Source organism: Neobacillus sp. MER 74, from assembly GCF_023714155.1.
Genome location: NZ_JAMAUV010000037.1, coordinates 1 through 14,105 on the forward strand (window position 1 = coordinate 1; position 14,105 = coordinate 14,105).

Annotated in this window: 18 protein-coding genes and 2 pseudogenes; 3 read left to right on the forward strand and 17 right to left on the reverse strand. The window is 34.6% G+C overall.

Annotated elements, in window-relative coordinates:
• Positions 1 to 158: 158 nt before the first annotated feature.
• Positions 159 to 665, reverse strand: coding sequence for a GrpB family protein (locus M3610_RS26340; protein WP_251463456.1), 507 nt, complete (start codon positions 663 to 665; stop codon positions 159 to 161).
• Positions 666 to 813: 148 nt separating this feature from the next.
• The gene (gene dfr / locus M3610_RS26345; protein WP_251463457.1) at positions 814 to 1,305 is read right to left on the reverse strand and encodes a DfrD/DfrG/DfrK family trimethoprim-resistant dihydrofolate reductase; all 492 of its coding nucleotides are present in this window, start codon (positions 1,303 to 1,305) and stop codon (positions 814 to 816) included.
• Between the two features lie 305 nt (positions 1,306 to 1,610).
• On the opposite strand from dfr, the gene arr reads away from it, so the two are divergent.
• A complete protein-coding gene (gene arr / locus M3610_RS26350) occupies positions 1,611 to 2,027 on the forward strand; it encodes an NAD(+)--rifampin ADP-ribosyltransferase (protein ID WP_251463458.1) in 417 nt (138 codons plus the stop codon).
• Positions 2,028 to 2,536: 509 nt separating this feature from the next.
• Here arr and M3610_RS26355 read toward each other — a convergent pair.
• The 12 genes from M3610_RS26355 to M3610_RS26410 form a co-directional block, all read right to left on the reverse strand.
• A complete protein-coding gene (locus M3610_RS26355; protein WP_251463459.1) occupies positions 2,537 to 3,874 on the reverse strand; it encodes an MFS transporter in 1,338 nt (445 codons plus the stop codon).
• 66 nt (positions 3,875 to 3,940) lie between these two features.
• A complete protein-coding gene (locus M3610_RS26360) occupies positions 3,941 to 4,225 on the reverse strand; it encodes an ArsR/SmtB family transcription factor (protein ID WP_166262598.1) in 285 nt (94 codons plus the stop codon).
• Between the two features lie 236 nt (positions 4,226 to 4,461).
• The gene (locus tag M3610_RS26365) at positions 4,462 to 4,815 is read right to left on the reverse strand and encodes a VOC family protein (protein ID WP_251463460.1); all 354 of its coding nucleotides are present in this window, start codon (positions 4,813 to 4,815) and stop codon (positions 4,462 to 4,464) included.
• A gap of 155 nt (positions 4,816 to 4,970) precedes the next feature.
• On the reverse strand, positions 4,971 to 5,345 hold the full coding sequence (locus M3610_RS26370) for a VOC family protein (RefSeq protein WP_098573010.1): 375 nt from the start codon (positions 5,343 to 5,345) through the stop codon (positions 4,971 to 4,973).
• Between the two features lie 205 nt (positions 5,346 to 5,550).
• Positions 5,551 to 5,970: a GNAT family N-acetyltransferase gene (locus tag M3610_RS26375; protein WP_251463461.1), complete on the reverse strand. Its 420-nt coding sequence runs from the start codon at positions 5,968 to 5,970 to the stop codon at positions 5,551 to 5,553.
• A gap of 192 nt (positions 5,971 to 6,162) precedes the next feature.
• The gene (locus M3610_RS26380; RefSeq protein WP_179195816.1) at positions 6,163 to 6,321 is read right to left on the reverse strand and encodes a hypothetical protein; all 159 of its coding nucleotides are present in this window, start codon (positions 6,319 to 6,321) and stop codon (positions 6,163 to 6,165) included.
• A gap of 194 nt (positions 6,322 to 6,515) precedes the next feature.
• Positions 6,516 to 6,725: a DUF5316 family protein gene (locus tag M3610_RS26385; RefSeq protein WP_098573011.1), complete on the reverse strand. Its 210-nt coding sequence runs from the start codon at positions 6,723 to 6,725 to the stop codon at positions 6,516 to 6,518.
• 174 nt (positions 6,726 to 6,899) lie between these two features.
• Entirely contained in the window at positions 6,900 to 7,076 is a 177-nt protein-coding gene (locus tag M3610_RS26390) for a hypothetical protein (RefSeq protein WP_251463462.1), read from the reverse strand.
• A 46-nt stretch (positions 7,077 to 7,122) separates the two neighbouring features.
• On the reverse strand, positions 7,123 to 7,791 hold the full coding sequence (locus tag M3610_RS26395; RefSeq protein ID WP_251463463.1) for a Type 1 glutamine amidotransferase-like domain-containing protein: 669 nt from the start codon (positions 7,789 to 7,791) through the stop codon (positions 7,123 to 7,125).
• 147 nt (positions 7,792 to 7,938) lie between these two features.
• The gene (locus M3610_RS26400; RefSeq protein WP_251463464.1) at positions 7,939 to 8,457 is read right to left on the reverse strand and encodes a YfiT family bacillithiol transferase; all 519 of its coding nucleotides are present in this window, start codon (positions 8,455 to 8,457) and stop codon (positions 7,939 to 7,941) included.
• A gap of 395 nt (positions 8,458 to 8,852) precedes the next feature.
• Positions 8,853 to 9,824, reverse strand: coding sequence for a patatin-like phospholipase family protein (locus M3610_RS26405; protein WP_251463465.1), 972 nt, complete (start codon positions 9,822 to 9,824; stop codon positions 8,853 to 8,855).
• Between the two features lie 364 nt (positions 9,825 to 10,188).
• Complete coding sequence (locus tag M3610_RS26410; protein ID WP_251463466.1) at positions 10,189 to 11,082, reverse strand: putative RNA methyltransferase; 894 nt, start codon at positions 11,080 to 11,082, stop codon at positions 10,189 to 10,191.
• A 366-nt stretch (positions 11,083 to 11,448) separates the two neighbouring features.
• On the opposite strand from M3610_RS26410, the gene M3610_RS26415 reads away from it, so the two are divergent.
• The gene (locus tag M3610_RS26415) at positions 11,449 to 11,922 is read left to right on the forward strand and encodes a hypothetical protein (protein WP_251463467.1); all 474 of its coding nucleotides are present in this window, start codon (positions 11,449 to 11,451) and stop codon (positions 11,920 to 11,922) included.
• Between the two features lie 68 nt (positions 11,923 to 11,990).
• Here M3610_RS26415 and M3610_RS26420 read toward each other — a convergent pair.
• The 3 genes and pseudogenes from M3610_RS26420 to M3610_RS26430 all read right to left on the reverse strand — a co-directional run.
• Positions 11,991 to 12,250, reverse strand: a pseudogene (locus M3610_RS26420) (DinB family protein); the annotation flags it as partial.
• A gap of 98 nt (positions 12,251 to 12,348) precedes the next feature.
• A pseudogene (locus tag M3610_RS28560) lies at positions 12,349 to 12,498 on the reverse strand (2-thiouracil desulfurase family protein); the annotation flags it as partial.
• A gap of 495 nt (positions 12,499 to 12,993) precedes the next feature.
• Entirely contained in the window at positions 12,994 to 13,200 is a 207-nt protein-coding gene (locus M3610_RS26430; protein ID WP_251463468.1) for a hypothetical protein, read from the reverse strand.
• 248 nt (positions 13,201 to 13,448) lie between these two features.
• On the opposite strand from M3610_RS26430, the gene M3610_RS26435 reads away from it, so the two are divergent.
• Entirely contained in the window at positions 13,449 to 13,919 is a 471-nt protein-coding gene (locus M3610_RS26435; RefSeq protein ID WP_251463469.1) for a hypothetical protein, read from the forward strand.
• Positions 13,920 to 14,105: the final 186 nt, after the last annotated feature.

Consider the following 14,105-nt stretch of genomic DNA (forward strand, 5'->3'; position numbering starts at 1 on the left):
CCCTTCAGGGCGTTACCCCATCATTTGATTCTTCGATATAACCCTTCAGTTCCGACAGGAACTGCCTGACCTTTACCTGAGCATTGTATGACCAATCTCAATTTAAGCCAGGAACATTTCGCACAACATAAGCACCCGTTAGCTTAATAAGAAACCCTTTAAATTTTTTCTAAAATTGATTTAACAAAAGCAGTTTTCTCTTCTGCATATTTATGTTTATTATTTTTATTTAACTTTGCTAAATTAAGTTTGAGCTGTTCATATTCAATTCTTGCTTCATCATTATCTCTCAAGTAATCTCTGTACTTTAGCTGTTCAAGTAAATATTTATTTCCACATTGATACATATGGATTTGATGGGTTCTTGGTTCACCCTTACTAAAATAATGTCTGTCTGGCAAAATATTTGTTCCTTTATACGAATATCCCAACTCCTCTAAAGATGAGGAAGTAGTCCCACCATCATTAAAATCTTTGATTTCTATGGCTATGTCAATAATTGGTTTTGCACTTAAATGTTTTACTGATGTACTTCCAATGTGGTGAATATCCATTATATATTCACCTATTTTATCTTGCATTTTTTCTTTCTCTAATAAAAATTCTTTATTCCATTCCTCTGTCCAAGGAACTAAGAAGACCTCTCCTTTTGGCAAGCCTAGCATCTTATTCCACCTTTTAACGTTAATACCGTTTTTAACCATTTGAACATCATACCATAATTAAAGACTCTTGTTCCATTAAACTTTCCCTTTAGTTCAATATAAAAAGCTGCTGCTGCAACTCTTTTTTAAAATCCTACACTCTTTTAACTTAGGAAAGTTTTCTTTCATAAACGTGAAAATAGTAGTTATAAGGGTTTTTGTCATTCATAACCCCTTTTTCAACAGAAACTTCTTTCCATTCATCGAAATTAACATCAGGAAAAAATGTATCTCCTTTAAATTCATAATGAATTTTTGTAATGTACATCTTCTCAACAAAAGGAAGGAAAATATTATAAATCTGCTCCCCTCCGAAAATGAAAATCTCTTCTTCATTTTTACATAACTCAAAAACAGCTTCGATTGAGTGGACAATTTCACAACAGTCGAAATTGAAGTCCTTATCCCTCGTCAGAATAATATTTCTTCTGTCAGGTAAAGCTCTTCCAATTGACTCAAGGTTCTTTCTACCCAATATAATTGAATGGCCCTTTGTAATATTTTTAACATACTCCCAATCCTTTGGAATTCTCCAAGGAATGTCATTTTCTTTGCCTATTACTCTATTCTTATCCATCGCAACAATTAAAGAAACCTTCATATATAACACAGCCTTTTTAGCCTATTTTACAATATAATTTTGCATTTTTATTAAAATTCCTTATTATACTAACCTGCTCCGTTAGTACAATAAGAAAAAAGCCGCCTAGAATGGCAGCTGAACTTTAAATATTAGTATTATTTAATTTATTAAATTTAAAGTAATCATTCACAGAGTGACTCAATATCATTCTCTATACTTACATTTTACCGATATTTATATTTTTATAATAGAGTATTTTTTTGTAATTCCTACACTATATTATACTTTGAATACAAATCTAATAATTGAAGAGGTGTTTCAGTATGAATGACAAAAAAGATGTATTAGATAATGGTCCTTTTTTTCATGGTACTAAAGCAGTATTAAAAATTGGTGATTTATTAGAACCTCAACATTTATCAAATTACCAAGAAAAAAAATCTAACCATATATACTTTACTGCAACATTAAATGCTGCCAAATGGGGTGCTGAATTAGCAACATCTAATTCAAAAGAAAGAATCTACATTGTAGAACCATTAGGGGATTTTGAAAATGATCCTAACTTGACTGATAAAAGATTTCCTGGAAACCCAACACGCTCATATAGATCTAAATCACCTCTAAAAATAATAGCTGAATTAGCATCATGGGAAAGACACTCTGATGAAGAGATAAATCATATGCTTACATCTTTAAAGAAATTAAGTGAAGAAGGAAAAAATGTGATATACGATTAATTTTCAAATTTAATCTTTTCCCTTACTTCATAAATATCTAAGAATACTCTTATCCTAATTCAATAGGGTCTATTTCTACCCCAATTACCTTCGCATTCCAATTAACTCCAATTAATAAATTTATCTAACGGGATGGATGTCCGCTTATAATGCAACCTTTCTTCAACTGCACACATTCTTGTGCAGTTGCTTCATTACTAAGTTATTTTTAAAAGTAAATAGTGAATTAAAACTTTTCAATTGATTTCTGAATTAACGAAGTCAATATTTTCAAAGTGTCTTTATCAGTTAATCTTTCGGATTAATGATGGCCAAAACCTGATGGTCTTCCCACTTTCCGTTTATCTTAGCGTTTTTTTAGCAATGACTTCTAGGGCTATCTCAGGTGACAATATGGATGGAATTATTGTGACCGTGTACGAATGAAAGATGTCCAAGCTAAAAGAACCATTCAAAAGGTTTTAAGCACTAAAAAACTGGCTAGAAAATATCTAACCAGTTTTTTAAGATTACAGTTGACGTGAATGCTTTATCTTCCTTGAAGAGACTGGAATGCTGCTCACGAATGATAATAGCAATGCTATAAGTAATAGACTAACGAAAAATCCAAAGCTCAGGCTGAAACTTGATGTCACATTTAGGATTCGGCTCGCTATTGAAGGGCCAAATGACATTCCTAAAAAGTTGATTAAGTTATAGATTCCCAGCCCCATTGCACTTTTTTCCTTCTTTATCGTGTGGGGAATATCAATATTGATGACAATGGTAAGGATTGTAAAGCTTATATTAATAAGGGCAACGCCAACACTAGCCACTGCAAATTGGTTTACTCCAAAGATGGCTAATAGCAGAAATCCAATGAATTGAAGGACGACAGCAACGACCAATCGACCATTCCCTTGGATACGGGTTATAGCTGGTCTTATTACGAAGCTCAGCAAAAAGGAAAAGATTGATATCCCCGCCAAAATAAAGCCAGTTTTCAAGGCAGAGACATGAAACTGCTGTCCTGCTAATAACGGAAAAAGAAAAATAATTCCCACCATGGCAGCACTATTAATAAAACTAAGCAAAAGGAACCGATTAAAGGCATAGAATCGAAAAACTGACAGATCTATAAATATCCCGACATCTTGACGTTTGCCATGGATCCCCATAAAAAATACAGATATCACGGTAATGATTATCAAATAACCATTTAATTTGACTCCTAAAATAAACGTCACGACAAAAGTCAATAAATAAAGGAAGCCTAAAAAATCAAACGGTTGGGTAAGCTTCTTATGATTGGCATATCCGGAGGGCACAAACAAAATAATTCCTAGCAACGTAAAAATAGCCATACTCATTAATAAAAATAGGGAGTGCCAGCCCAAAAAATGAGTAAAGATGCCTCCGAGCAAAAATCCTATTCCTGAACCAAGTGATAGACAGGCACCTATTAATGTTAAAGCCAGATTGCGTTTAGGGAAGGTGAGATACTGATTCGTCAGGATCATGGATAATGCAATAAACGAGCTGCCACCCGCTGCTTGAATAATACGGGCCAAGACTACAACGCTAAAATCATTCGTCGTGTACCCTATAAGGGAACCTGTAACGAATAAACTAATCCCAAAAATCAACAAACTTTTAATTTGAAAATAAGAGGCTAGCTTACTATAAGTAATCGAACCACAGGCAATCAATAAAGTATAGGAAATAACCACCCAGCTAATTTTGGAAGCTGTCACCTCAAGCCCATTCATCATTTCAAATAAGGCAACATTAAACAGAAGTGAATTGGCTACACCGGATAAAACGATTAAACATAATGTGATAATCAACCTATTCTCTTTTTTATTCATCTATTTCTCTCCCGTTATATCAAAGTCATAAAACTTTAGAACTAATAACCGAAAAAGGAGGCTACATTAAAGTGTAGCCAAAAACCCAGGTAAATAGCGGGTGAATGTCTCCTCATTTAATGAGACATATTTTATGACACCCTCACGATCAATCTTCACCAGCTCTGCTTCGGATAAAATTTTTAAATGATAGGAACCATTGGACTTACTTACACCTAAACTCCTTCCTATATCCGTACACATCGGGCGATTCTTTCCGTAATACAATAAGCGGATGATTGCGATCCTTTTTTCATCTGCTAAGGCATTAAATATTTTTATTCGTTGCGTATCGTTTTGTTCTAAAGTCATATGACTATTATATTATTAGAATTCAAATTGTCAATTTCTTTGCTGAATATTTTCTTGGATTTGGCCGGGTTGCACAGATGATCAAACCAGTTCAACTAATAGAGCAGCGCCTTAAAAAATCGAAATAAAATATTTCTTATTTTACAAATCTGGATTTCAAATTTTCTCTAATATGACTTTGCTTTTTATCCTTTAAAAATATAAAAATATGAACTATGCATTGATTGATAAATTAATTAACATTTGCACACCATTAAATGGTTTCCATAAGGGTCTTTGAAATTAAACCAGTGATTATGCTCAATTTCTGTTGTTAATTCAACATTCTTATCCTTCATAAAGCTATAGGCTGCTTCAATATCATGGGCATTAAAATGAAAAGCTGGAGTTTTAAAAATATTTTCTTTTGAATAAATCTTGCTATCTAATACAATTCCAGTTCCATTCGATGTTGGTATAATAAATAAATGTCCAAATAAAATCTCACCTTCTTCATCTAACCCCAAAATCTCACAATACCATTTTCGTGCTTCTTCAACATTACTTACAGGAATAAAGACTGTTCCGATTTGATTTAAAATAGGATTCATTGGAACCTCCTAAAATTTAAATTTATTAAAATAAATAGCTTTTTTATGTTACTCCTTTACTAAAGCAAAAGTTGTATTAGCCCCTCCTAGATAAACGTGCCTCAATTGTTGAGTCAAGAAGTCGCAGGATGTATTCTTTAAAGCAAATTTCTATATTAGCCAGTACAAACCATAATAATATTTCTATCAGGATCACTAATTGTAAAATAAGAAAAATCATCAAAATTTACAATTTCGGATTCAATTTTATATCCCAAACTATTTACGTAATTATAGGCTGCATTGATTTGATCTGTGTGAAAATTAAATAACGGATATTCGTAATTGTTCGCTTCTTTTATTATTTCTTCTGGTCCTGCATCTAGAGTTAAACCAGTATGATCGTTAATTTCAATATTATATACAGGCCTTCTGATTTCTGCCGTATCGTATGCTTGACCAAGTAATTGTGAATACCAAATTACCGACTTCTCTAAATCGCTGACGTGGACAAAAATAGTATTGATCTGGTTCTTTATCGGACTGTTCATTCTTTCCACTCCTTTAATTATTTGAATCGTCTAGGGATTCATCTATATAAACGGTGAATGAAGTCATTACTTAATTGGTTTAGGTTCTCAATTGTCATATAGATCTCCATTTTTTTATTAAATTCACACTATAATGTTTTATTCAACATAAAAGATGTTACCCTTCTATAACTAACCTGCTTCGTTAGTACGACAAGAAAAGTGGTTATTCTAAATACTCGCTGACTAGATTAGGGTTTAGATACCTAGCCATTCCTGTTTTTATTCTCTTTAATCCTAATTTCTTATAAAAGTCCTCATTTCCAGTGGTAGAAATTAAATGAACGCACGATACATTACTAAGCTTATCAAGTAGATATTCCATAATTTTTCTTGCTATCCCTTGTTTTTGAAATTCTGTATGTACTATAACGTCATAAATTGCAGCATTAAAAACACCATCTGTCATCGCCCTACCAAATCCAATAATCCGGCCATTTACTGTAACCAATGCTATGACATTACTAGCTTCGAAAACTTGTTTGATAATCTCCTTTGTATGCTTTGTCCAACCGACGGAAGAATAGATTTCCTTCATTTCTTCAAGATTCACTTTAGAAAAATCACTATGTATTCTTAAATCCATAAAACCCCTCCTTACAATTCTTTAATTATTTCTCCATTATTATTGATTGCACCTTCTTTAAGTAACCTGCTTCGCTAGCTCAATAAAAAAAGCTGCCTCAATGACAGCAGTGTTCTTCAACTCTTGCACCCCGTTACTATAAGTACAATCCTTCATAAGTCTTTAAAAAGTTGTAATTGAATCATTTTAAGGTCAAAAATTATTGGGTCCGAAAGGATTTTCTGGTGGATATTCCTCTAACTTATCAGCTGTTCTTTCATCTGGTGAAGTTGCCCCAGATTTTTTGTCAAAATAAATGGCTATTCCAGCCAATATAATAATAGGTGTAAAAATATAAATCCAAATCATCATGACACCTCCAAATTAACAAACGAATTACTAATATTATATTACAAATTTAACTTTTTTTTACAATATTATTAAACTAGTTTTTGTGCTTCTCTTCAATTAACCTGCTCCGTTACTTGAATAAGAAAAATGCCTTGCCCCTTATTGAAGCAAAGCACCCGTTAATTGAAGAAGACTATTTCAAAAACTTCAAATTCTTATCCTTTAACATAAATTAACCCAGAAATTACTAAAGAAATTATACCGACAAACCCAGATATTAACGCTATTTTCGTTCTGGAATTTCTGTCTTCTGGGGTTTCTGAATAAAAATTTCCTCTTTGACGGTCTCCATCAACCCAAGCCCCGATAAAAACACCTGAAATAATAATACCTACTATCCCCACAATTAGAAAAAACTGAAACAATAAAATGCCCCCTTTTTAACCGCCTACCAATACATACGCATTAAGGGTATCTTTGTTTCATATTAGTTTTCCTTTTTCCGCTATACTGCTCCTTTAGCTTATTCAGGAATTTCAATTGAATGTTGCCTAATATAAAAAAGAACTGTACCAAGAGGACAGTTCATTTAAGTGGTATTAGTTCACTTTCTTTAGAGGATTAATGACATTTTTATAAAAAAATCTTTCCCATTTAGCTAACAAACCGTTCCCATTTTCACCACGTAGATAAAAAACTAAAAGAAGAAGCAGCTCTCTAGGCAATGTCTGCCTCTCTTTTAGTTCTGTTTTCGTCCACAACCCTCCTGTAAGCATAAGAATCTCACCTACGTTTTTTGATCTGTTTAGCGGAGGAATAATTTCAGTGCGAAAACAGTTTCCAATGCCCTCCAGAGACAACTTCGACCTCTCCGTCGATCACTTTGATGGCGGTTTGATCATCCATTGCATACGCAGCCCCCTGCATCCCGGCGGCCCATTTCTCTGCATTAACCATCGTATTATACGGCAGCATCTCGTGATCCAAATGCGGGAACATGGCAAAATCAACAAGTCCCAGCGTTTCATCCCCCCCGTTTGGTGGAGTCCAGCCAACGAAGAAGTCCCCGATCTTAGGTGCCATCACCATGCTCCCAGCACTCATTCCCACATAGACTGCGTGCAGCGACGGCAAGAGGTCTGCCAGCCCTGATTGCCGCATCCAATGGCACAGGTAGAGGGCGTCGCCGCCCGACACTAGCAGGACGTCCGTCTCCCGGACCAGCGGCACCCAGCGGTCTTGGTCAATGCTTGGCAGTGCTGTGAGCTCCAACACGCCGACGGACTTCCAGCCCAGGTTTATCATAGGGTTCTCTTCTTTCCCGCTGATGAACTTCCAGGCTTGGACGCCAGGGCCGACCCAGGGGTGTCCGTACATCGCTGTGGGGATGCACAGGGCATTGGATTCGGCGATTGGCTTGCCCAGCATGTCAACCAGCGCGTCGTGTATGCTTTTGTTATTGATGCCTCCAGACGTAAGTAGTAATTTCATAATCTCCACTCCTTGTTGTTACAAGCTACTATTCTATACTGCATTTTAACCTATTTTTTCATATCCATATTCGCAGGAACAAGAACAAAGAGCTGCCACCTTAACTCTTTGGTTTGCACAAGCACTGTTAGTTGTTCACAAATTCCATTACCAGCCCTTACGCTTACGCAAAGAAGTAATATGTCCAAGATGATGACGCCCATGCCAAGCGTAGATTCCTATATTTTTACCAACATAAACCTTACCAGAATCTGGGTGGATAAATGTCTTTTTCATATCAGTTGGACTTAGACTACGTAAAAGGTTTGTCCAGCGTTTATGCAATGCTTCAAGGAGAGATAGTGAAATATCAATAGGTAATTTATAATCAGAAAGTTCCGCCCAATTAGTTTCGTCATATGGCTTAATTACGGGAATTTCTTCTGTAAGAGCCAATTTAAAGCGAACGTATGCATTCATATGACTATCTGCAAGGTGATGTATTACTTGTCGAACAGTCCACCCTTCTGTACGATAAGGTGTATCAAGCTGTTCATTATTTAAGTCTTTTACAGCATCTCGTAATAATCTAGGTAAATTTTCAATATCATTTATCCAATCCTTTGTAACGCTGTCAGTTATCACACCATTAAATTGAAATTTTCCAATTGGATATTTCAAATCCATCTCCTATTCCTCCTCTACGTCTCTATTAATTTTTTCGTTAACTAAATGAAATGTCTAAAAAATATGTAATTCTACATTATTTCCTTTAATCCTTTACACCTCTGTATGTTTTTTCACCTAACCTGGCCCGTTAGCCATCCATGAATGAGTTTCGTCTTATTAAGAATTGCCTTTTTCACTAAATTACAGAAGTTTATTTTCATGGTAGTTAAAGAAAAGAGATGGTTGCATTATTTTACTCAAAATGCGAAATCAAAGAAAAATGAAGCTACATGATTGAAATAAAATACTCATGTAACTCCTTTTTGTAAGCTTGTCTGCTTAAAATACCTTATTGCTCATCCCATTGGGTCGACAAGGAGGCAAACTCGACACGACCTTGACTCCTGACGCATTTAGCAAAAGTCCCAATATTTACGGATAAATCTGCTGACCTCCGATAAATTCGTATTGTTTGCGATAGTTCTGAGTACAGGGATTGCTTGAACATCATCTTGCTGAAAGGGAGTGGGAATCTGTGGATCGAGGCGGAAAAACCCTTTGCCGAGCAATTGAGAGCTCAAAAATGCATCCGCTTCTTCCGTCCCTTCAACGGTGATCGTTAAAAGAGGAACTGCCGGTTCATGCGGTTCTAGTAGATTCGGAGGGATAAATCCCCAGTTTGGTGCGGTACCAATAGCTTGATTATTGCTACTGAGAAATCCCCATTCACTGGTGTCCTTTTGAATACTGTATGGGAAGAATCCGGTGCCGATCGATAAAAGCGCAATTTTGTCGAGTTCTTGTTTGCCTTTTTGTACGGCAAAGGAAATTCCTACAGTGCTTGGATTACTGGCGACCATAGCTCCATCAATAAATTGTTGGAACGCAGGAAAAAAACCTGGAAAAGCGCTGCTGGCCACCGCGACATCGATTACCTTATGTTCCAAAAACGGAGAACCAGGAAAATTGTTAAAGAACACAGGGGTCCAATGCCCTAATTCACTGTTGAATAAAGCAAACGCTGGAACGACGACTCGTTTATGCAAATCTTTTAAACGGAGATTCGTGGGAAAGAAAGAACTTAATACATTGATTAATCCTTCATTGTTATATTTTGTAGTGGTGAGAGGTCCACCAGGTTGTGGATTGCTAAAAATTTCCCCGACCGTATCTACATTGAATGAAGTATTAATTTCTTGCGGTGATCTTCCGCTTGCCAACCCTAGGGCAATGATCGACCCAACAGAGGTTCCGACAAGCAAATCTGTTTTTTTAATCAATTCGGGAAATTTTTTGTCACTGGTCAGTCTTGTTAGAAGTTGGCTGCTTAAAGCTCCTCGGACCCCACCACCATCAAAAGTTATCACACGATATTTTCTAGACAAATGAAACACCTCCTATCCATTTAAATCACTATAGTCTATTCCTTCTTGTCCAATTTCGAAACCGGTAATATACCTATGTATTCACATATTTTACAAAAAGTGCAAGATGGTAGTGCTGAGGATTCTATTACCTAAAAGGTCGTTATTGTAGTTTTAAAATAGGGGTTTCTTGGTTGTGGGGTGCTTAGTAAAAGAGAAAGTTAGTTAGTGAGTGAAGGTTCTTTATACTCCAAGTGAAAAAGACCGTTCCTGTATAACCAAGGAACGGTCAATCTGACTTTCAAAAATTAGTTGCTACTATTTCTTTAACAACAAACATGAAGGTAGCCTCAAAATGAGGCTACCTTCATGTCTGTTCTATTATTTAAATAGTTTGTTTACCGATTAAAATCTCCAAATCAACAGTTATTTGAGCAGAATCTTTATTTAAAAAAGATTCTACTCGTTCCTTAGTTGCTGTCCAAGTTAAAGGAGTCATCTGAACTAACCACTCAATTAATGATTTGTTGAGGCTCCTTGTATAACTTAACCTTAAAGTATCAACAAACTGAAAACTCTTATTAAATTTCTCTATAGTATCAACATTAGTATAATTTTGTTTTTCAGGTTTAGTAAAAAGATGTTCCCTTAACTTTTTTAAATAACCACTTTGAGGCACCACTTTAATGACTACACCATCTGATTTCATCAATCTATTGAATTCAGCATAATTTGAAGGAGATAAGATATTAAGAATAACATCGAACTGTTTACTCTTAAATGGCGTGTTTGCAAGGTCAGACACAACCCAAATTTTATTCGTGTAGTTCTTAGAAGCATCCATGATACCTTCTTTAGAAAGATCTATTCCTATTCCTACTACACCTTTAAAAAAGTCGGAATTAATAATATCGCAAATATTTGAAAGATGTGAACCCTCACCACACCCCGTATCAAGTATAGATATTGTTTCATTAGTCTTAACAAATTGTTCATTTATAATTTTTGTAATTGCCTGGCTTAACGGTTCATAAAAGTCACCATCGGTAATAAGTTTTCTTCGTGCTTCAAAAAGTTCCTTGCCGTATTTTGTTTTTACCAAGTGAGAAGTAAAGTTAATATAACCTTGCTTGGCAAAATCAAACGTATGATAGTTTGAACAAATTAAACTTTTTGACTCCAGAACCTTCATAGACTTATGGCAAATAGGGCAAGCAAACATAGATTCATAATTGCTTATATAGTTTACACTCATTATTCTTTTGTTTTCTTGTAACAAAGAAGACACCTCATTCATTCGTATTAAGATAAATGAAAAAGGCATAGACAAATAAACCCTCATCATATGTTCAAAAAAATATGACTTGGATTTCAAAGTAGTCTATACCTTTTTTTATCTATAACGAATGAATTGAATAATCATTGTAATAACTCCATGTTTATATAGTAGGGGTTAAACCCATAAATAATAATAACAAGATATTATAAAATTTGTAAATAATATTTAGTGCCTTTTTAATCCACTATCCTGCTCCGTTAGCTAAATTTCTTCTTTCCTCTCGATAAATTCAATTATCGATAGTATTTTTCATTTATTTGTTACACAATAATATCTATAAACATATTAGTAAGGGCGTGTTAGTTAATGATTAATCTTGTTCGAGTTGGATTACTCACTATTTCATGGTTATCACTTGTTTTCTTGCCGAAAAAGTCTTTTAGAAAATACCTGCCAGTTTCAAATTTGGCAGTAAGTTTAATCCTATTAACAAGTTTATTTTCTCTCCCATTTAAGCTATGGATCGTGGAGAAAGGTGGTATAAAGGAAAAGATTTTTACTGATTTAAGTCTAATTTTAGGACCTTTCTTTTCTGGTACTTTATGGATTTTCCATTTGACCTATGGACGTTTTGGACCATATTTTCTGTTGAATATGATTATGAACTACTTACTTGCATTTCCCTTATGTACAATTTTTCAGAAGTTAAAGTTATTTAAATTGGTTAATTTCAGACCGATTCACATCTTTTTCACCTATATTTTTTATTCGATTGTTCTTTATGGGTATCAAATGTACTTAACTAAACCTAAACAGTTACAACTACTTAAGTTCAAGTAGGTGCTAGTGCACCTTTTATTTATTCATCTGATTCTGCATCTACTTTCCAGCTTTGTTGCAACTTCCGGTAATAGTTGTTCTTTTAAGTTAGCAAACGTATGATTTTCAGGAATAATAAAGCTGTTATTATTATTTCCTATGGGTTGCACAGCATCAACGTGAGATTTTTGGTACCTCGTTTGCCAGTTTGATTCCAATATAGTAGATGCTGCACAATTTCAGCAATACTATTACTTTCTTCGTTTGGCTTCCAAAATGCATGTTCCTCAGACAATCCTTCTACTGAATCTGAAAATGCGAAGGCAAATTTTTCTGTTTGAAACTGAATAAATAATAAACCTCATTGTTTCACAAACTTTATTTTGAAAATAGAAGTAACATTTTTTATTTATGTAATTGTCCACAAACAATCTATGCTAATTTTAGTTAAAGAAAGGTTTCAGCAAATTTTTCTTCAGAAATTACCTTTAGTCCATTTCTTTTTAATAAAGCAGAAGTAACCCCCATCCCCTCAAGTTTTTTACCAATGAATTCACCATTATAAATCATGGAACTGCCACAGGATGGGCTATATTCCTAGTTTAACTATTCCATTATTTAAACTGTGTGTACTGTTAAATCTCACCTTCAGCCCCGCTAAGCAAGAACTTACCAATATCATAAATATCCCCCCCAATACATCCTCCTTAGTAAATTTTATCAAAAATTCCTTTGTTGAACTAACCTCTCCGTTAGTACAATAAGAAGAAGGGGCCACCGTAGCGATCCCTTCTTAAACATAAGCACCAAAAGCATTATACTGCATACCAGTTCTGTATACACATTCGTTCTAAATCATGTACGGTAAATTTAAGTGAATTTTAATAAACCTACCTTTTTTTCATAAGTGGTTTTACAATAGCACCTATGAAAAAAATGAAATTAAATTGCAATAGAGCGATATAAAAGATCATTTCTTCTTTAACTAAACTGCATCGTTAGTCCAAGAACAACCGGCAATTATTGCCCATAATAATATCCCCAGATATTGTCATAGGGATTATTCAGATATATCAGGTAAAAACGATTTAATCACTCTGTCGATTGGGCTTGAGATGACTTTTGTACCTGTGTTACGGCAGTTAGAGCAGACGAAATCTCGTTTGATGCCTGTTTAATCGCTTCCTGGGAGAGTGTAGGATCGGAGTTTGCCTTTTCAATTGCTTTTGTTAATAATTCCTGGGTAAGTGTTACATTTGCTTTTGCTTGATTTAGTTGATTTACATCAATTTGAGTCATAAGAACCTCTCCTTTTAATTTTAATACCTCTATATCATCACCTTTCATTTGATTTTTATTAAAGGAAAAAACTACCTCAAAATTGTAAAAGTGTTATGTATTTTTAGTTTTAATTCTTAAACTAAGTTAAAAACTCAATATGGAATCAAATTTTTATTCGCAATTCTACACAAATGTACACTACATCCTTTACAGTCTTGTCTGGATTGCATAAACTATTATGACTTCATTAGAAATGAGTGAAAATAATGTCAACAAACTTAGTTGCAACACTAAGAATTGTCTTGGCTTTAACAGTACAAGCCATTCGATTTGCTAATAGTGCAAAACTTATCATTCAACAACTTGAAGGTTTTGGTTTACCACCCAATCCAATCAAACCAGTTTTATATCAAGATGCCATCGATAATCTGTCAGATGCTTTTAATACTATTGATGCTCCCCCTTTAAATATACAATGGCCAACTGATCCTATCCTTCCACCTAACCCTATCTATCCTAATGATCCCATAAGAATTAAACTATCAGACAACCGAGCATTGCTGGCATTAGATAAAACCAACGATGCTATCAGATATATTCACACAGCTATACTTTTAAGTGCTGATCCTGACATCACAGAGCAACTGCTTTTAATTAGATTCCAGGTAAAAGCTGCACGTCTCGCACTGGAAGATGGTATTGATGCCCCTCCATTTGCACGGGATGTTAAGAGTTGATACTTTATCGGCTCTTTTTATTTAGTTATCAAACGTTCTTTTTACACTAAACTGCCCTGCATATTCCCACCCTTTCTCTTAATTAAATTAAGTAGGAAAATTAATCTGTCCCTTTCTTCCCACTTAAATTGACATCTCTACTAACACATAATATAGTAAGTATAATACTAACTACTACATAAGGAA